The 16,872-nt window shown below is 56.2% G+C and carries 19 protein-coding genes; 18 read left to right on the top strand and 1 reads right to left on the bottom strand.

Features of this window, described 5'->3' with window-relative positions; genetic code table 11:
- The first annotated feature begins 795 nt into the window (after positions 1-795).
- The 9 genes from ACOCD2_RS00890 (at position 796) to ACOCD2_RS00930 (ending at position 7,977) form a co-directional block, all read left to right on the top strand.
- Positions 796-1,662 (top strand): phage integrase N-terminal domain-containing protein, encoded by an 867-nt coding sequence (locus ACOCD2_RS00890; RefSeq protein ID WP_293714766.1) that lies wholly within the window; start codon positions 796-798, stop codon positions 1,660-1,662.
- Positions 1,637-2,275 carry a hypothetical protein gene (locus ACOCD2_RS00895; protein WP_419618711.1) on the top strand — a complete coding sequence of 213 codons (639 nt, stop codon included), beginning with the start codon at positions 1,637-1,639 and terminating at the stop codon, positions 2,273-2,275. The genes ACOCD2_RS00890 and ACOCD2_RS00895 overlap by 26 nt, the downstream gene beginning before the upstream one ends.
- Positions 2,265-3,023 (top strand): hypothetical protein, encoded by a 759-nt coding sequence (locus ACOCD2_RS00900; RefSeq protein WP_293714744.1) that lies wholly within the window; start codon positions 2,265-2,267, stop codon positions 3,021-3,023. The genes ACOCD2_RS00895 and ACOCD2_RS00900 overlap by 11 nt, the downstream gene beginning before the upstream one ends.
- Positions 3,024-3,028: 5 nt before the next feature.
- Positions 3,029-3,298 carry a hypothetical protein gene (locus ACOCD2_RS00905; RefSeq protein ID WP_293714742.1) on the top strand — a complete coding sequence of 90 codons (270 nt, stop codon included), beginning with the start codon at positions 3,029-3,031 and terminating at the stop codon, positions 3,296-3,298.
- Positions 3,291-4,067, top strand: coding sequence for a TIGR03759 family integrating conjugative element protein (locus ACOCD2_RS00910; RefSeq protein ID WP_293714740.1), 777 nt, complete (start codon positions 3,291-3,293; stop codon positions 4,065-4,067). Before ACOCD2_RS00905 ends, ACOCD2_RS00910 begins: the two co-directional genes overlap by 8 nt.
- Before the next feature lie 66 nt (positions 4,068-4,133).
- Positions 4,134-4,619, top strand: a complete 486-nt coding sequence (locus tag ACOCD2_RS00915) for a transglycosylase SLT domain-containing protein (RefSeq protein WP_419625547.1) — start codon at positions 4,134-4,136, stop codon at positions 4,617-4,619.
- Positions 4,620-4,623: 4 nt separating this feature from the next.
- Positions 4,624-5,154, top strand: coding sequence for an integrating conjugative element protein (locus ACOCD2_RS00920; RefSeq protein ID WP_293714736.1), 531 nt, complete (start codon positions 4,624-4,626; stop codon positions 5,152-5,154).
- On the top strand, positions 5,151-7,250 hold the full coding sequence (gene traD / locus ACOCD2_RS00925) for a type IV conjugative transfer system coupling protein TraD (protein ID WP_293714734.1): 2,100 nt from the start codon (positions 5,151-5,153) through the stop codon (positions 7,248-7,250). Before ACOCD2_RS00920 ends, traD begins: the two co-directional genes overlap by 4 nt.
- Entirely contained in the window at positions 7,243-7,977 is a 735-nt protein-coding gene (locus ACOCD2_RS00930) for a TIGR03747 family integrating conjugative element membrane protein (RefSeq protein ID WP_293714732.1), read from the top strand. The genes traD and ACOCD2_RS00930 overlap by 8 nt, the downstream gene beginning before the upstream one ends.
- Before the next feature lie 88 nt (positions 7,978-8,065).
- Here the strand turns inward: ACOCD2_RS00930 and ACOCD2_RS00935 are convergent, their stop codons facing one another.
- Positions 8,066-10,687: an AAA family ATPase gene (locus ACOCD2_RS00935; RefSeq protein WP_419619031.1), complete on the bottom strand. Its 2,622-nt coding sequence runs from the start codon at positions 10,685-10,687 to the stop codon at positions 8,066-8,068.
- Positions 10,688-11,074: 387 nt separating this feature from the next.
- Between ACOCD2_RS00935 and ACOCD2_RS00940 the strand changes: the two genes are divergently transcribed.
- From ACOCD2_RS00940 to ACOCD2_RS00980, 9 genes are all read left to right on the top strand, one after another.
- Positions 11,075-12,004 (top strand): hypothetical protein, encoded by a 930-nt coding sequence (locus tag ACOCD2_RS00940; protein ID WP_293714728.1) that lies wholly within the window; start codon positions 11,075-11,077, stop codon positions 12,002-12,004.
- Positions 12,005-12,181: 177 nt separating this feature from the next.
- On the top strand, positions 12,182-12,484 hold the full coding sequence (locus ACOCD2_RS00945; protein WP_293714727.1) for an RAQPRD family integrative conjugative element protein: 303 nt from the start codon (positions 12,182-12,184) through the stop codon (positions 12,482-12,484).
- Positions 12,485-12,493: 9 nt separating this feature from the next.
- Complete coding sequence (locus ACOCD2_RS00950) at positions 12,494-12,724, top strand: TIGR03758 family integrating conjugative element protein (protein WP_293688220.1); 231 nt, start codon at positions 12,494-12,496, stop codon at positions 12,722-12,724.
- A gap of 83 nt (positions 12,725-12,807) precedes the next feature.
- Positions 12,808-13,158, top strand: a complete 351-nt coding sequence (locus ACOCD2_RS00955; protein ID WP_293714725.1) for a TIGR03745 family integrating conjugative element membrane protein — start codon at positions 12,808-12,810, stop codon at positions 13,156-13,158.
- 3 nt (positions 13,159-13,161) lie between these two features.
- Positions 13,162-13,542, top strand: coding sequence for a TIGR03750 family conjugal transfer protein (locus ACOCD2_RS00960; protein WP_293688214.1), 381 nt, complete (start codon positions 13,162-13,164; stop codon positions 13,540-13,542).
- A complete protein-coding gene (locus tag ACOCD2_RS00965; protein WP_293714724.1) occupies positions 13,514-14,167 on the top strand; it encodes a PFL_4703 family integrating conjugative element protein in 654 nt (217 codons plus the stop codon). The genes ACOCD2_RS00960 and ACOCD2_RS00965 overlap by 29 nt, the downstream gene beginning before the upstream one ends.
- Positions 14,168-14,179: 12 nt before the next feature.
- On the top strand, positions 14,180-14,977 hold the full coding sequence (locus ACOCD2_RS00970) for a TIGR03749 family integrating conjugative element protein (protein ID WP_293714723.1): 798 nt from the start codon (positions 14,180-14,182) through the stop codon (positions 14,975-14,977).
- Between the two features lie 65 nt (positions 14,978-15,042).
- A complete protein-coding gene (locus ACOCD2_RS00975; protein WP_293714764.1) occupies positions 15,043-16,383 on the top strand; it encodes a TIGR03752 family integrating conjugative element protein in 1,341 nt (446 codons plus the stop codon).
- The gene (locus ACOCD2_RS00980) at positions 16,340-16,762 is read left to right on the top strand and encodes a TIGR03751 family conjugal transfer lipoprotein (RefSeq protein WP_419625549.1); all 423 of its coding nucleotides are present in this window, start codon (positions 16,340-16,342) and stop codon (positions 16,760-16,762) included. The genes ACOCD2_RS00975 and ACOCD2_RS00980 overlap by 44 nt, the downstream gene beginning before the upstream one ends.
- Positions 16,763-16,872 lie beyond the last annotated feature (110 nt).

Genomic DNA, 16,872 nt, shown 5'->3' on the forward strand with positions numbered 1-16,872 from the left:
GCTCCAACACTTCATAGCTGTTCACTGAGTCCACATGCCTTGCCCGCCACGGCATCGCGAGCCTCCAACTCGCGTGCCAAGGGCGGGGCCGCGTTCAGCGGCGCCTGTGGGCCCCAGTGGGCAGGTGCCAACGCTCCGAAGGATTGCACCAACCGATTAGAAGCAGGCCCTGTGACAGGCGGATGCCTGGCGCATGGCGTGCCTGAACCGAAGGCGCCCTCGTCACTGGCAAGCGAAGCGGGGTAGTGACGAGGGCGGCATTCCCGGAAACCGTGCGCGTTTTCGGCAGGATTTAGCAGTGCAAGGTCAGTGATGGAGCGCGATACTGCCGCCCTCGATCCCCGGGATCCAATAGATTTAGCCGTGGCCACTGCGGATACAGTGGCAACAGAGCGTACCCGAACCCTTCAATGCGCTGCGGCGAAAGCCGTGGGTTCATTCTCCAATCCGAGCCGACCACGGGATCGGTTCTTTCTCGCAGGCACCGGTCTGCATTGACTCGTCGAACCGAGACGCCCGCTCTTGGCGGTGCTGTCGACGTTCATTCTTCATTAACCGCGGAAGTGTTCCGCCTATCTGAAAGGAGGTGATGTGTAACCACACTTAAATCGCGCATGTAACGGCGCACGTTGGTCCACGCCAGACCATTCCCTCCGGGGAGAACCGGCGTTGCCTAGACCAGGCAGTTTTAGGTCGTAATGGGCGTAGTGTCCCATGACCGTACCGCGTACGCGGGACCGAATGGCTATGGCCACCGGTTGGGTCAGAAACACTTACCGAAATGCGAGAACACTTTTGAGAGATCTGAACTACCAACTCAAGCAGATTTGCCGTCGAAACCGGGACGGCAGTTTTACCACCCAGCGAGATCGGGAGCGGCTGCTGACGCAGATCGCCGACCAACTCCATGAACTGGGTTACCGTCATATGAGCGCGCAGTCGCTCAAGCCCAAGCACATCGAGGCTCTGGTGAAGAGCTGGCAAGGCCAGGAGTTGTCGGCCGGGGCGATGAAGAACCGGCTGGCGGTCATTCGCTGGTGGGCGCAGAAGGTCAATCGTCAGAACGTCGTTGCCCGATCCAACGATTACTACGGTATTCCGAACCGGCAGTTCGTGACCAATACATCCAAGGCCCGTAGCGTTGGGGAGGAAGAGCTGGGCAAGATTCGGGATGCCCGTGTCCGGATGAGTCTGGAACTACAACAGGCCTTTGGGTTGCGCCGTGAGGAGGCGATCAAGTTCATGCCGGACTATGCCGACCGCGGCGACCATATCGTCCTCAAGGAAAGCTGGACCAAGGGTGGTAAGGCACGAACCATTCCAGTACGGACCGAAGTACAGCGTGCTGTCCTTGATCGTGCGCGACAGTTGGCCGGCAAGGGCTCATTGATCCCCAGCGCGAAGAACTACCGGCAGCAATTGCGACTGTATGAAGCCGAGACCGCCAGGGCCGGGTTGTCCAGAATGCATGGGCTTCGTCATGCCTATGCCCAGAACCGGTACGAGGAACTGACCGGATGGCGGCCACCGGCAGCAGGTGGTCCGACCATAAAAGCGCTCACCCCCGAGCAAAAACAGATCGATCAGCAGGCGCGTCTGACGATCAGTCTCGAACTCGGCCACGAGAGACCGCAAATTGTGGCTGTCTATTGCGGGACGTGAACACAGGTACCAAAACGATGCGCCGGTGAGAATGGATTATCCATTTCCAGCACCCGAACGCACCGTCATGATGCCGGCCAGGTTGTACCAAACCACTGAGGCCGAATCCATTATGAAACGATCACTCTTTGATCCCACGCACCCGGTTGCAGCAACGGCGATCTTTGTTGCGGGATTTTGTACTGTCGCCAGCGTGAACCTGCAGGCAAGCGATATTCAGACAGGCCGATATTCGATGTTTTCCACGGCTCCGACCAAAGCGCAAGCCGAGCTGTTGGAAACAACGGTGACCGTCCAGTTGCCAGCGCGGATCCAGACCATCGGAGAGGCGGTGCGTTATCTCCTGCAGCGCAGTGGTTACCGGCTGGCTACCGAAGAATCCATCGAGCCGGATACCCTCGCGTTGTTTGCACTATCGTTGCCGACCGTCCACCGTCACCTTGGGCCGATGACCTTGCGCGATGCGCTGGAGACACTCGCAGGCCCGGCCTTCCATCTGGTACAGGATCCCGTCCACCGCCTGATCACATTCGCGCGTTGTGTACCCGAGCCGGTGGCCGTCCATGAGACCGTGAGCAAAGCGGATGCAGAGGTAACCCAGGATGACGACTGAACAGCAACCGGAGCAGGTCATTCCACCAGAAGAGAAGGCCAAGCTGGATGAGGCAGAGGGGCAGCCAACGTCCAGTCGGGTGGCTTACAAGTCCGTCTTGTCCGCCGTCGTGGTCGGCATCATCGCCATCGGCGGGCTGTCATTCTTCATCGTCCAACAGCCGACAAATCCGATCGATGACGCCCAGGTGTCGGAACCCAGCACACCCACGCAGGAAGTGATCAAGCGTCCAGAGTCAGAGATGGCCATAGCCGAGGACAAAATCGAGCAGATCGACCAGAGGCTGACCTCCCTGTCCGGCCGGATCGACCGTGGCTTCGAAGCACAGCTTGCCCATAGTGCGGATGTGAAACAAAGCCTGGCGTCCGTGGCCGAAACGGTTCGAGCGATCAACGTGGCCGTTGCCGATCTCACAAAAAGTAACCAGACCTTTAGCCAGCGTATCGATGCGGCCATTTCACGGCTGAATACCCTCATCAAGGAGACCCGGAAGCGCAAGGTCATCCAGCGCAAGCCGGCGGCCAGAACGAAACCCCGGCCCGCCAAGATCCCACCGTTTCATGTTGATGCCATCGATGTTTGGGATGACGAGACCTACGTGGCCATCTCCCAGGCAGGGCGGGTGGCGTTTTTGAGGTCGGGGGAGCGGCAGTCGGGCTGGACTGTGGCGCGCATCGACCGCCTCAAGGGCCGAGTCGAATTCAAAGGGCCGGTTGGCCAGCACCATTTCGTTTCATTACCGAGGTAGAACCGATGGAAATCGTATTGGCCGTGTTGTTGCTCTTCGGCGGTTTTGCACTGGGATCCGCCACCGCAGACAAGCGTGATGATGTTGAACCCCCAAGCATGACGGTATCTGCCATGCAGGCTGTGCCGGATTCAGTGCGTGCTACGCAGGATATGCGTAAGTGTCGGTCTGGCAAGTCCGATATGTACCGGGATCTGACGGTGCCCTATATCGGCCAGAAAGACCAGGCAGTACCGAAGGCCAACACCTGTGAAGGAGCATGCACCGATGAATAGACAATGGAAACGGGTTGTTCTTCTGGGTGTCCTTCTCGCGTCGAATACCGTGATGGCCGCCGAGTTGTCACATACCCAGATCAAGGATACCGGGCAGGATAGCTCGCACAAAGCCACGAACGTCTTATCTGTCACGGATCTGGCGCATGCCCGTCTATGGGGTTTGTCGGAGACGGAGTGGCGCCGTTACAAACAGTTGATGCAGGGCATTCGCGGGAGCATAAGCCCATCGACCATATCACCCATCGAGGTGTTGGGTATTCATGCGCGCGATGACGCGGAGCGACAGCGGTATGCCGAAGTGTGGGCGCGCGCGATGTATGAAGACGCCGGTCGTATCCTTGCGTTCCAGCGCGCCTACGACGCCGCAGCCAAGCGCCTGTATCCGAATGTGTCTCTGATCGACGTAAGCCGGTTGCCGGGAAAGCGTGATGTGAAAACCCCCTTTCAGTCCGGGGACCGTCTGTTGTTCTTTACACGCCCGGATTGTCCGGCCTGCGATCTGCTGCTGAAAAAGTTATTAAAACGGATCGATGAAGTCAGCGGTATCGATATCTATCTCACCGATGTGGACAAGGGCGATGATGCTGCGGTGCGTGACTGGGCTACAACGCACAAGATCAATCCCGATTGGGTACGCAGCCGGCGCATCACCCTCAATCATGAGGGCGGCGCCCTCGACAAACTGACCCAGGGGCAAGGTGAAGTCCCATCCGTATTGCGGCGGCGGGGCGAGCACGTCTCAAGGCTCCCGGTTGCGGATCTGTAGACCAGGGTGGCGTTGATGCGAGTTTTCGGCTGGCCGATGGTATTTGCCGTCCTGATGCTTCCTGCCATGAGCAGGGCGGACGAATCCGTGCCGGCGGGTTATCGCATGATTGCGGCTGAGCAGGGCATCCCCCAGAGCGTTCTGTTCGCTGTGGCACTCACCGAAAGTGGTAAGCCGACGGGACAGGCCGGCGTCGTCCGGCCCTGGCCCTGGACATTGAACGTTGCCGGGCGGGGTTACTTCTTCAATTCCCGGCAAGCGGCCTGGCGGGCATTGACGGCGTATCTGAAAGAGGGGAAGCGTTCCATCGATGTCGGCCTGATGCAGGTCAACTGGCGTTATCACCAGGATCGGCTCGGGACACCGTGGCAGGCGTTCGATCCCTATCATAACCTGCGTGTCGGTGCCGGGATTCTGCTGAGCTGTTATGCCACGCGACAGGACTGGTGGGCCAGTGTGGGTTGCTATCACGCACCGACGGACACCCACCGGGCCGACCGGTACCGTCGCCGTGTCGTCTCCCACTGGCAGCGTATCGTACAGGCGGGATAACACGATGGGCCGATTCAGTCTTTATTGCAGGAAGGTCATGGTCATGGGTTGCCTGCTGGTGCCTGTCATGGCCCGGGCCGAGCTGACCGTGATCTATGACAGTGGCCATACTCAGCCCATCGCACCGTTTTCCGAGGTTTTTGAATCGGCAGACGGCCTGCCGCCGCAAAGCCCGCCCCCGGCAAAACCATCACTCGGTGCCGCCGATCCGAAAGCCTGGTTGCCCATCCAATCGCCCGGCCTGACACCGGGTCCGGTGCAGGCGCGTGCGCACGATCGACCCTTCACGCGACCGTTCTTTCTGATCGGTTCCGAGTCGCGATCCCGGCAATGGTTGCAGGCGCACCGCGAGCGGTTGAAAGAAATAGGAGCGGTCGGGATGCTGGTGCAGGCCGAGACGATGGAAGATCTGCGAGGTATTGCCAGGCTGGCCGATGGTCTGTCCATCCTGCCAGCGTCAGGCAGCGATATCGCGAAGGCTCTGGGCGTCTCGCATTATCCGGTACTGATCTCGGCACACGGGATCGAGCAATGAGTACCCATCCTATCGAGGCCCTGCTGCGGCCCCCGGTCGAGCTGTGGTCGATGTGGGTGGCCTTCGCCACAGCAGCCATCGCCATACTGGCCCCGTGGGCGCTGATGATGCCGCCGGGTGTCGCCTATGGCGCTGGCGCTGTACTGGGCCTGATCGGCCTGATCCGCGGCCGGCAGGCCTGGCGGGTGCTGCGCTACCAGCGCAACATGCGCCGACTGCCTATATATAAAGTACGATCGCGCAAGATCCCCCTCAGTCGCCGCAAGCTCTTTCTGGGCCGGGGCTTTCGCTGGACTCAGAAACACACCCAGCGCCTGCGCGATACCATCCGGCCGGAGGTCCAGCGATACGTCCAGCCGGGCACCCTGTATCAATGGGCGCGCCGCAAGGAGGTTGCCTGGGAATCGGTCCCGATCCTGAGTTTGCTGGCGCGGTTGCTCCGGGGCCGGGCCTGGTGGAATCCGCTGGCCCCTTTGCCGGCCGTTGGGGGCAAACCGGCCCTGCATGCCGTCGAGCCGGACGAGCAGGACGTGTGGATGGACATCGGCGAGCGGGTGGGGCACACACTGGTCTTGGGAACTACCCGTGTCGGCAAGACTCGGCTGGCCGAGATTCTGATCACCCAGGACATCCGCCGCGGAGACGTGGTGATCGTCTTCGATCCCAAGGGGGATGCGGGTTTGTTGCGACGCGTCTATGCCGAGGCCAAACGGGCCGGACGGACCAAGGACTTCTACATGTTCCATCTGGGATTCCCGCAGGTCTCGGCCCGCTACAATGCCATCGGTAATTTCTCACGCATCACCGAGGTCGCGACTCGCATCGCCAACCAGTTGCCCAGCGAAGGCAACTCGGCCGCCTTCAAGGAATTCGCCTGGCGCTTCGTCAATATCATCGCCCGGGCACTGGTTGCGCTGGGTCGGCGTCCGGACTATCAACAGGTGCGGCGTTACATCAACGACATCGAACCCCTGTTCATGGAGTATGCCCGGTCCCATCTGGATGTGCATGGCGCCGAGGACTGGAAGGAGCAGGTGGAGGAGCTGGCAAGCAAGATCTCGGAACGCAACCTGCCGGCGGCACTGCGAGGCCGCAATAAAGAAGCCATCGCTCTGATGCGTCATCTGCAGGCGCAGGACCTCTACGATCCGGTCCTCGATGGGCTGGTATCCGCCTTCAAGTACGACAAGACCTACTTCGACAAGATCGTCAGCTCCGTCGGCCCGCTGATGGAGAAGCTGACCACGGGCAATATCGCCGAACTGATCTCGCCGGACTATCTGGATGAGCAGGATACCCGGCCCATCTTCGAGTGGATGGACGTGATCAGGCGCAAGGGCATCGTCTACGTCGGACTGGATGCCCTAACCGATACCACGGTGGCCAGTGCGGTAGGCAATTCCATGTTCGCCGATCTGGTGTCGGTGGCCGGGCACATCTACAAGCATGGCGTGGAGGGTGAGGCCATTGATACGCCACCGACGATTTCCATGCACGCCGATGAGTTCAACGAACTGATCGGTGACGAGTTCGTCCCGTTATTGAACAAGGCCGGTGGGGCCGGCTTTCAGGTCACGGCCTACACCCAGACCTGGTCGGACGTGGAGGCACGCATTGGGAATCGGGCGAAAGCCGGGCAGGTGGCCGGTAACTTCAATACGATGATCATGCTTCGGGTGAAGGAGCTGGCGACGGCCGAGATGCTCACCAACCAGCTACCGAAGGTCGAGGTGTTCACCTTGATGAGCGTCTCCGGGGTCAACGATTCCTCAGATCCGGGTTCCGGAATCGACTTCAGCTCGCGCAACGAGGATCGGATCAGCGTTTCAGAAGTCCCGATGCTCACACCGGCCGAATTGATCACGCTGCCCAAGGGGCAGGCCTTCGCACTCCTGGAAGGCGGGCAACTCTGGAAGATCCGTATGCCCCTGCCGGCCACCGACGCCGACATGCCGGAAACGCTGACCGAGATCGCCAACGAAATGGAGCGAACCTACATCACCAACGATCACTGGTACCGGGTTCAGGAGCCGTGGTGGGGAGCCGCGCCGGATGTCAGCGATCCCGAGTTAGAACCGGAGGCTTCTGATGGCTGAGGCTGTTGCCGATCCACGTCGGCGGGTGGTGCAGCAAGGGCTGATTTCCAAAGGTCTGACCGGTACAGCCAAAATCATCCAGTGGCTGCTGCTCTCACTGGTATTTTCGATCATCGTTGAATGGGCCGGCATGGTGCTCTGGTGGCCGGATCAAGGGATCGATCACAGCCGTACCATGTTGGCCACCGAGATCAGTTATCTCGATAACGATTTTCGACGCAGTGTTGTGACCTCCGATCCGGCACGATTCGCCAAACGGTTCGCCGATAATTCCTACCACTACCTTTTCGAGATGACGCGGTTTGTGGATTTCATCCAATGGGTGTCGCCGTCACCGCTGAAGCATGAGCAGGGTATCCGGCCAACGCTGCACAAGATCTACCGGCCCATAGCAAAGTACGTCATCGCCATGATGCAGGTGACCCAGGTGTTCTCGGTGCGCTTGGCAATCCTCACACTCGCGATGCCGATCTTCCTGCTGTTCAGTCTGGTTGCGCTCGTTGACGGGTTGGTCCAGCGTGATCTGCGCCGATGGGGTGGTGGCAGGGAGAGTTCCTTTGTCTACCACTATGCAAAGAAGGCTGCGCTCCCGCTGGTCATCCTGACCTGGGTAACTTATCTCGCCTTGCCGTTCAGTCTGCATCCAAGCTTCGTCATCCTGCCTTTCGCTACTCTGTTTGCGCTGACGGTGGCGGTCACGGCAAGTACATTTAAGAAATATCTTTAAGATCCTGATAACCAATGGAAGCAATTCTTAAGGGATGTCTGATCTATTCATGCTGACGGTGATGTATCGATGTATACACCTACCGTAATCACGGTGTCGTGGTTTTACTTGCTTTTCTGCGGTTTTGGATGGTTTCGATGACAGTTTTGAGGTCTTCGATATCCTTGCCTAGCTCGGTGACAGTGGGGACGGTAACGTTTTTGTCAGAAGACGGATCATGAGCATCGACCAGATCATTGCAGCGTTGGTAGAGCCTGTTAATCTCGTCGCACTCCGTATCATCAAACCCAACAACACCCTTGAGGCTACCAATATTGATCCAATCCCGATAACGTCTGACCACGCCATTAAAAACTACATCTTGAATTACGCGCTCGATAGCCGCACGCATGCGATCATATGCTTTGAGCATATCAGCGGCATCTTCTTCATTGGGATACTGCGGCCAGGGCTTTTTTACTAGGTTTTTATGCATTTTCTCAAGAGCGTCAATGCGCTCCTTATAGCTGGAATGTCCCCATGGAAGGCCATTACAGACATTACCGGCATATTGCCCCTTCCATTCCAGGAAACAGATCTTGTGATCCAGTTTCTTGCTATCAATCTCGTCACGGAGTTGACCAAGAAATGATGTGTCATGGGTAAAGATGATTACTTGCCGCTTTTTTGCTTCTTCTACCAAACGGCGAGCAACATGTTGCCTGCGCCAGTGATCAAGCGATGATACTGGGTCATCAAACACTATCCCGCAGGAATGATCTGCTAAAGACAGCTCGGCTAAAAATGCTCCAAGAGCAATAGCGCGCTGCTCACCCTCACTTAATATCTCATCAATATTGCGATTGGTCGGCATCTCCAATAAAAGCTGATGAAATATCTTCCCCTTAACATTTCTTTCTTTGAGCTTGGTTTTTATGTGGCCGACTTCAAGATTTGAAAGTTCTCGATCTAGAGCCGCTTTAAGCTCTTTTGTTATTGCCTCACTAGCAAATTCTTTGGATTTATCAGAGATAGGTTTTGTTTTAAGATCATTCTTGCATTTCTTGAGCGCCGCGACTTTTTTCATACGCTCGATCAGATCAATCACGGCCTGTAGTGATTTTTGTAAATTCTTCCGTGCAACCAGTTCGTCATATTCCTGCTCCAGCTTTTTTTTATGATCCGCGTCCGCTGCTTTTAGGAAGGTGCGTGCTTCGCGGAGCTTTTGAGCTGCTAATTTACGCAGGATCTGATACGGGCTATCTGACAGATTAGGTGGATTATCCCAGTCATGGCTATCAAGAGCGCTAAGCATCCATTGTCTTTTTGCATCAATGCTGGCTTGATATTCTTTTATAGCCTGCACTATATCGCCATCAAGTTGATCTATTTCATCAGATAATTCCTGATCCAGGGCAACTTTGAGATTGGCATTTTCTATTTTCTTGCGGATAGCAGCTAAATTCGCCCGCTTTTCACTGGCGGTTTTGGCAACATCATCTTTTATATATTGCTCAAAGCGTTTTAGCCTCTCTCCTGCCTCATCCAGTGGTGATTGGCATAAAGGACACAGCGCATCATCAGCGGTATGGGGAAACTCATGTTCTGGATATGCGGCCTCAGTTGAATATTTTCTGGCCGCCTCAAACAAAGCCTTCCATAGTGGCTCACCCGTTCCAGGCAATAATTCCTCACCTGATTGGAGAGCAATCGCAGCATTTTTTTCTGCTAGCTCTGCCGTGACCACCTCATCATCAAGTTTTTTTAATCTTGTGACTGCATCAGCATTAACCCACAGGCTTACTTTTTTAATATTATCAGACAGAGTTTTTAGCCGTGATACAAACCGCTTGAGATCACCTGCTTTGGTGATTGGATCAGATTCTGCGAGTGCCTTACCTAGTGCATCAATCCTTTTTTCTTCTTCGTCCGATAAAGTGGCAAGCGCCTCAACGGTTTTAGGGTTGGTTCTGGCGCTAAGCTTTGAGATGAGCGCGCCTACCTTGGTTTCACCTGTCAGATGATTAAAGACGTAGGTATTTGTATCAATGGCACTGATTTCTGCCGAAAGGCGGCGCTCCAATTCAGGAATAACATCCCTTGCCATATTTTCTACAATATCCAAACCATAGGGCAGATAGGCAACATCCTGCTCAGCCGTGAGATATGATCTGGCACAACGAGAATCAAATACAGATATGCTCGAAAGCAGTTCATCGGGTACACAATCCTGCTCCCAATCGATTTTATGGGTATTGCCATTATTTTCTATTTTGAATCTTGCTGTCGGGGTTTTATGCGTCGATGCCACATCATTGGCGTTTGGATAAACCCTTTCTGATTGGTCACGGCAGCGGCAGGCCTGTTTCATCACCCGGACATATCCCGATTTTCCCGAGCCATTCCCGCCATAAATGACTGTCATTCCCGTTTGTGAAAAAGCTAGGGGTTGATCCGACGCAATGCGGTTTACATAGGTTAAATTACTGATCTCCTTCAAGATCACGGTCTGGCCGGTTTGAATGCTAGTAGGCAAATGACTAGCTGCCAGTGGTTCGGGGATCAGGTTGTCTGGATTAGGCAGGCCATGCTCAGCCTTAAGCAGAGAATAAAGTTCGGCATAATCTTCATCAGACAACCCTTCTTCGCGCTGCAACAATCGACGTGCAGTATCACGCTGCCAATTGGGGAGTGTCTGTGTCCATTTTAGGATATTATCCAGGAGGCTCATCGTCGTTCCCTTAGGCTGAATCTGTCCATGATCCTTATTATTAACCACATGAATCGTAACATTATTTGCGCAGGAATCATATGCATCCAAGGAGCTCCCTTGGCGTAATCCACTGGCGACACAGTGGGCGTGGTCTACAGGCGCAAGCGGTGGCGGCATCCAATCGGTACATGGCTGGTCCATGGTTCTGCCAAGATGGAAATGGAAATCTCAACGTCCTAGTTGAGAGGTAATCCATGAAGTGGGAGCCAATATCCCCTTTCAAGTCGTCACCAGCGGTGAAAACCTAGTCTGGGTTGTTAGGAGCCTCGTTGGCTCCTAACTCAATGGATATGAAATACTCGCTGGCACAGGTCTAGGCCACGTCATATATCAAAATGCTCTTGAATGGCAGACCATATCTATGTTGGACTTGATTTTATGGATATGAGATCTCTTATAAATCGCAACAGCTCCGATATTGCTCTGATTATTGGTAATGGCATCAACCGCTATGACTCCAGCTCAACTAGCAATTCCTGGGAAGCACTGCTGCGCAAGCTTGCCCGGAAGTATCACACCGGAGCAGGAAACATCCCAGCTGGTATTTCGCTAACGGAATTTTATGATGTGCTGGAGCTCAAATCCGGATCAAAGATATCCGGACTAAGCTTACAAAAGGATTTTTGCGAAATCATGGCTGGATGGAAGCCTCGGGACCATCACCGCCATATTGCAAAATGGGCCAAGGATGCTAGAGCACCGATCCTGACCACTAATTTCGAGAATGCACTGGGCAATGCCGTAGAATGTGAGCTCCTACGAACAACCGCAAAGGGATTTACCGATTACTACCCATGGACAAGCTATTACGGAGATAATAATAATCCACTGACAAACCCATGTGATGGCTTTGGGATATGGCATATCAACGGTATGGAGCACTATCACCGTAGCATTCGCCTTGGTCTTTCGCATTATATGGGCTCGGTAGGTAGAGCCCGCGCTTGGCTTCATAGGGGCAAGGATCGCAGGCTGTTTTCCGGAAAAAGCACGGATAACTGGGCGGGTAAGAATACATGGGTGCATATCATATTCAACTCGCCCTTGCTCATATTTGGCTTGGCACTGGAAGAAAATGAAGTGTTTTTCAGATGGCTTTTGATTGAGCGTGCACGCTATTTCAAGAAATTCCCTTATAGGTCAAAAAAGGCATGGTATGTCCACACCAACGAAAAGGACGGCTCGGGGAAACTATTTTTCTTAAAAGGCGTAGGCGTTCAGCCGGTCAAGGTTAATAGTTATGACGATATTTACAGCGCACAGATTTGGGACTGAATGCCGCCATGCAGCATAGAAAAATGACTTTTGCAGCATTTTTCAAGGAGCTGTTAACGGAATATGAAATAGATAAAGGGTGCGATTAACCACGACACTTTATGATTTGATTTCCCATAGCTAGTCCTCCCCCAATCCTCCATCCTGCGCTTCATGCGTAACACGGGGAGGACATCGATGCGAATTACCCAGGTTCTAATTGCCGGCTTGCTTGGTGCAGCTTTGCCGGTTCAGTTTGCCGTCGCCGATGCAGACGGCGAACGGGCAGCGCTGGCCAGGATCATCCACGAACTTCAGGCCATTGATCCACTGATCACGGAAGCGGCTTCTCAAGCTAATCCGGATGCCCGTGTTCGCTTCCGGTATGACTGGCTGCGCCAGGATCTCGATCGTATTCGACTCGGGATCCAGGAGCACATCGATGCCCCGCGTTCAGAACCCCGGACCTTCCCACCACTGCGCGGCGATTACCGCCGGTGATGGCCGATCATGACGGCGGCCCAGAACACGGCATTTCAAGCGGGTTCCGGTTTTACACCGGCGACGCTGCTGACCGGTATCGCATCGGTCGTGCTGGTGCTGGCCTTCATCTGGGTCATTTGGGTCACGCTGGGCACCTTCCGTGCCTGGCAGAACGGGCAGGTGGTTTTGTTCGATGTGATTTGGGCAACGTTGCGCGCCAGCATCGTGCTCATGGTGTTGGGTTTTTATCTGCGGTAGTGGCCGACGGTCATTGCCGCAGGCGTTCGGGGGATTCCCCGGTATTCATAACAGGGGGCAACCCCGTTACCTCGGAGAAAGTAATGATGAAGAAAGCAGTAAAAAAGGTGGTAACCGCAGCTGGGTTGCTCGCAGTTACAGCAAGCCAGTCGGTATTGGCGGCATTGCCGACCCCGGTGGCACCCAGTACCGCGCCAGCGGCCGGTGACTGGATTGGGCTCATTTCGGGTTACATCAAGGATGGTGGTCTGGTCCTGGGGCTGGCGATCGCTGTGCTGGGCTTCCTGTGGATCGCCTATCTCGGTTTCGCCAAGTTCAACGAGGCTCGCCAGGGCAAGGCCGAATGGGCCGAAGTGGGTGTGCTCGGCATCGTTGGTGCGATCGTACTGATCTTTGCCAGCTACCTGCTCACGGAAGCCGCGGGCGTTATCTAATCGATGTCGGATCGTGACGACATTCTAGCCGACCGGCTCAATGTGGAGCCGGCGATCTTCAAGGGCTGTTCGTCGTCCGAACTGGGCATCATCGTGGGTGTGGCCGCGCTCATCTGGTTACCCGTTAGCCTCCTCCTGGCGGGTTTGATGGGCGCGGTCACCATGGGTTTCGGCATGGCCGGCGTCGGCGTCGTGGGAACCGTCATCGTTATGGCGGGGCTGTTCCAGCGACTAAAGCGCGGCCGACCGGATGGCTATTACCAGCAGCAAATTGCTATCTGGTTGTCGGACCATGGTCTGCGCCGCTCGCCGTTCATCCGGCGCAGTGGCGCCTGGGATATCGGGAGAACACGGTATGCGACGTTACCGCACCGAGATCGATAACGTTCGCGCCCACCTGCGTTCACTGTGGGTGGTGATCGGTCTCCAGTTCGTGGTGATTCTGGCCCTCTGGTTTGGCTGGAGTCAGGCGCCGAAGCAATTGACTGTGCATGTACCGCCAGATCTGCGCTCGGGGGCGACGCTCGCCGTCAATGAAGTACCAGCGGCCAATGTGTATGCCTTTGCCTATTACATCTTCCAGCAGCTCAATCGCTGGCCCAATGACGGAGCAAAGGACTATGGCAAGGCCATCTTCCGGATTTCTCCCTATGTCACCCCGCGTTACCGGGCGGAACTCATGGCCGATCTGGAACAGAAAGGTCGGCAGGGTGAACTGGCCTATCGCGTTCGGGGCGTGCATGAAATCGCCGGACACGGATACCAAGAACGCCGGGTCGACGTGCTCGCACCCGGGGTATGGGTGGTTTGGCTGGATCTCGAACTTGCGGAGTCAGTGAAAGGCATGACGGTGAAGAAAACCGCCATTCGCTATCCCTTGCGGGTGGTCAGTCTCGCCGTCGACCCGGAAGCGAATCCCTGGGGGCTGGCGCTGGATGGCTTTGCGAGTGAGGGGCCACGTCGGCTGGAAGCGTCTGAACTCGGTGCAGATGCCAAACAAGAGAAATAGCAGGAGCCACCTATGCGAAAAAAACCATCAATCCATTCTGCTCTGGTTACCTGGCTGAGTGTGGCGCTGCTCCTGATGCAGTCGTTTGTCCACGCAGAGACGAACACGCCAGAGCGGATCGAGTGGAAGAAAGCACCGATCCGACTGGAACTGGTGGTCGGTCAGGAACAGCGGATTGAATTCCCGGCTGCGGTGAAAGTCGGTGTGCCGGCCCCTGTTCAGGGTGTGCTGCGTACGCAAAGTGTCAACGGAGTGGTCTATCTGTTGGCGCATGCGGCCTTCGGTTCCAACCGACTCATGGTGCGCGAACTCGATAGTGGGCGCATCTACCTGTTCGATGTCACGGCCACAAAAGAAGGTGGACCAGGTCATCCGATTCAAATCTATGTGGCAGGCGGTCAAGGCAGTGAGAATGATCCGGCGATTGGCGGGCATGAATCTGAACAGGGACAGCTCGATTATATTCAGCTGACCCGCTTTGCCGCCCAGCAGCTGTATGCTCCGGCGCGCCTGGTCAAAGACCGGCCGGGTATCGTGCGTGTCCCGGTCAGCCGTGATCCCGTCGATTTGTACCATGGCGGTACGGTCGAGGCGATCCCGCTGGTGGCATGGCGCGCCAAGGGTCTCTACATCACGGCAGTCAAGCTCACCAACCAATCTGAACAGTCGCTAATTCTGGACCCGCGTAACCTGCGCGGCACTTGGCTGACAGCAACCTTGCAGCATCATCGTTTGTTTCCCAAAGGTGATGAAGCCGACACCACGGCCGTCTACCTGATCTCGGCCCGGCCGTTTGAAGTCTCGCACTAGGGGGTTACATGGCGATTGCAACCTCGAATCGACTCCTACCTCTGCTTGCCGGCGCTGTCGTGTTGATGCTGATTTTCGTCACGATGAAAACCTGCTCCGTGGAACAGGAAGATGCACTCGTAATGGAGACCGTACCCCAGGCGCCCGCGCCGGATGCGGACAGTCCTGCCGATACCATCAAGACGCTGACAGCCAACGTCGCAGCGATGACTACGGAAGTACAAGCCTTACGCAAGGACAATGACCAGTTGCGCAAAGAGAATCGCGAGCTGCTGGCCGATCGTCGTCAGATCGAGGAGAACGTCGCGACCAAGGTCAAGCGTGAGCTGCTCTCCCGTGAAAAGGATCGGGATGCGCGTGACCGCATCGATGCGGGCGTGCTCTCATCTCTGACCGCGCGTGTGGATGCATTGTCGCAGTCCCTTTCCCAATCCACGCCTATCCAAGGGGGAAGTGACATTCCAGTTGGATTGGGACTTGATGGCGTCGGGGAGGGGGGTACACCGGCTGACAGTCTGATCTGGATCGAACCGCTGGATGGGGTCGAAGATGCTACGTTAGCGGCCAACGGCAATAGCCTCTTACACCGGGTGGGCCAGTCCACCGGCGGCGCGTTGGCGTCGGCAAGTGAAGAGACTGGAAAAATCACGCAGAAAATCAGTACCGTCCATCCCGTCTATACGGTCCCCCGTAATGCCACCTTGATCGGCTCGACCGCCATGACGGCCCTGGTCGGTCGGGTACCGGTACAGGGTCAGGTGCGTGACCCCATGCCCTTCAAGGTGATTACCGGGGCGGATAACCTGGCCGCGAACGGCCTCACGGTGCCCGGTGTACAAGGCATGGTGTGGAGCGGCACTGCCATCGGTGACTGGACGCTTTCGTGTGTGACTGGTCGTCTCGATTCGGTCACCTTCGTCTTTGAGGACGGCACCATCCGGACCATCTCCGGTGACAAGCAGGGTGCCCAGGGAGGCGGCGCGGCCAAACCGCTGGGCTGGATCTCCGATGAACAGGGCATTCCCTGCATCACGGGCGAGCGCAAGACCAATGCCCCGGCGTTTCTGAGTCAGCGTATCGGCGTGACGGCCATTCAGGCCGCGGCGGAAGCGGCGGCCAATGCACAGACGACGTCGGTGGTGAGCAATGCGGGTAGTGTCACCAGCAGTGTCACTGGCGATACCGGACGTTTTGTACTGGGCAAGACGATATCCAGTGGCAGTGATGAGGTCTCGAAGTGGCTGCTGGAGCGTATGTCCCAGAGCTTCGATGCCGTCTTCGTCCCGGCCGGCGTGCGCATCGCCATCCACGTCGACCGCGAACTTCCCATTGATTTCGATACCACCGGCAGGAAACTGACCCATGAACAATCCATCGACCCTTATCGCCGCGCTCGGCTTGATTAGTCTGGCACTGGCCGGTTGTGCCAGCACCAAAGAGACGATTCTTCCCCAGGATGGCCCTTCGATGAAAGCCATCTATGAGGAACATGTGCATGAGATGAATGCACGGGATCCGCAGGTCGTTCGTGGCGAGTTGGGCCACCGTCCCATCGTCACGGGTGAGGGGGCGCTGCAGGGCTACACACGCGATGCCTTCAATGAGATCGATGTGCTGTTTCCACGCCTGCCCAACCCGACGCTGGTGATGTACATCTTCCCGCATCTGGCCGGCGAGGCCGGCGCACCGGTGCCCGGTTATACGACGGCGTTCCCGATGTATGAGCAGGTGGAATATGCGCTGCCCGGCGAAGTGCCAGATCGGTCCGCAGGTAATCATCGGTGAGTTTCATGAAGTCAGATTCATCACCATCCAATCAGAAGGAGCGGGTTGAAGACTCACCGGTCACCACGAAACAGATCAAACAGTTGTACGATCGCCCGCCGTCCTTTACC

Source organism: Thiolapillus sp. (assembly GCF_048562965.1).
Classification (GTDB): domain Bacteria; phylum Pseudomonadota; class Gammaproteobacteria; order Chromatiales; family Chromatiaceae; genus Thiolapillus; species Thiolapillus brandeum_A.

Excerpts from the sequence above, each read along its gene's own strand:
- ACOCD2_RS00900 (WP_293714744.1), top strand. The coding sequence starts at position 2,265 with ATGACGACTGAACAGCAACCGGAGCAGGTCATTCCACCAGAAGAGAAG.
- ACOCD2_RS00960 (WP_293688214.1), top strand. The coding sequence starts at position 13,162 with ATGTCGGATCGTGACGACATTCTAGCCGACCGGCTCAATGTGGAGCCG.
- ACOCD2_RS00945 (WP_293714727.1), top strand. The coding sequence starts at position 12,182 with ATGCGAATTACCCAGGTTCTAATTGCCGGCTTGCTTGGTGCAGCTTTG.
- ACOCD2_RS00965 (WP_293714724.1), top strand. The coding sequence starts at position 13,514 with ATGCGACGTTACCGCACCGAGATCGATAACGTTCGCGCCCACCTGCGT.
- ACOCD2_RS00920 (WP_293714736.1), top strand. The coding sequence starts at position 4,624 with ATGGGCCGATTCAGTCTTTATTGCAGGAAGGTCATGGTCATGGGTTGC.
- ACOCD2_RS00910 (WP_293714740.1), top strand. The coding sequence starts at position 3,291 with ATGAATAGACAATGGAAACGGGTTGTTCTTCTGGGTGTCCTTCTCGCG.
- ACOCD2_RS00970 (WP_293714723.1), top strand. The coding sequence starts at position 14,180 with ATGCGAAAAAAACCATCAATCCATTCTGCTCTGGTTACCTGGCTGAGT.
- ACOCD2_RS00955 (WP_293714725.1), top strand. The coding sequence starts at position 12,808 with ATGATGAAGAAAGCAGTAAAAAAGGTGGTAACCGCAGCTGGGTTGCTC.
- ACOCD2_RS00930 (WP_293714732.1), top strand. The coding sequence starts at position 7,243 with ATGGCTGAGGCTGTTGCCGATCCACGTCGGCGGGTGGTGCAGCAAGGG.
- ACOCD2_RS00915 (WP_419625547.1), top strand. The coding sequence starts at position 4,134 with ATGAGCAGGGCGGACGAATCCGTGCCGGCGGGTTATCGCATGATTGCG.
- ACOCD2_RS00940 (WP_293714728.1), top strand. The coding sequence starts at position 11,075 with ATGGCAGACCATATCTATGTTGGACTTGATTTTATGGATATGAGATCT.
- ACOCD2_RS00980 (WP_419625549.1), top strand. The coding sequence starts at position 16,340 with ATGAACAATCCATCGACCCTTATCGCCGCGCTCGGCTTGATTAGTCTG.
- ACOCD2_RS00975 (WP_293714764.1), top strand. The coding sequence starts at position 15,043 with ATGCTGATTTTCGTCACGATGAAAACCTGCTCCGTGGAACAGGAAGAT.
- traD (WP_293714734.1), top strand. The coding sequence starts at position 5,151 with ATGAGTACCCATCCTATCGAGGCCCTGCTGCGGCCCCCGGTCGAGCTG.
- ACOCD2_RS00905 (WP_293714742.1), top strand. The coding sequence starts at position 3,029 with ATGGAAATCGTATTGGCCGTGTTGTTGCTCTTCGGCGGTTTTGCACTG.
- ACOCD2_RS00950 (WP_293688220.1), top strand. The coding sequence starts at position 12,494 with ATGACGGCGGCCCAGAACACGGCATTTCAAGCGGGTTCCGGTTTTACA.
- ACOCD2_RS00935 (WP_419619031.1), bottom strand. The coding sequence starts at position 10,687 with ATGAGCCTCCTGGATAATATCCTAAAATGGACACAGACACTCCCCAAT.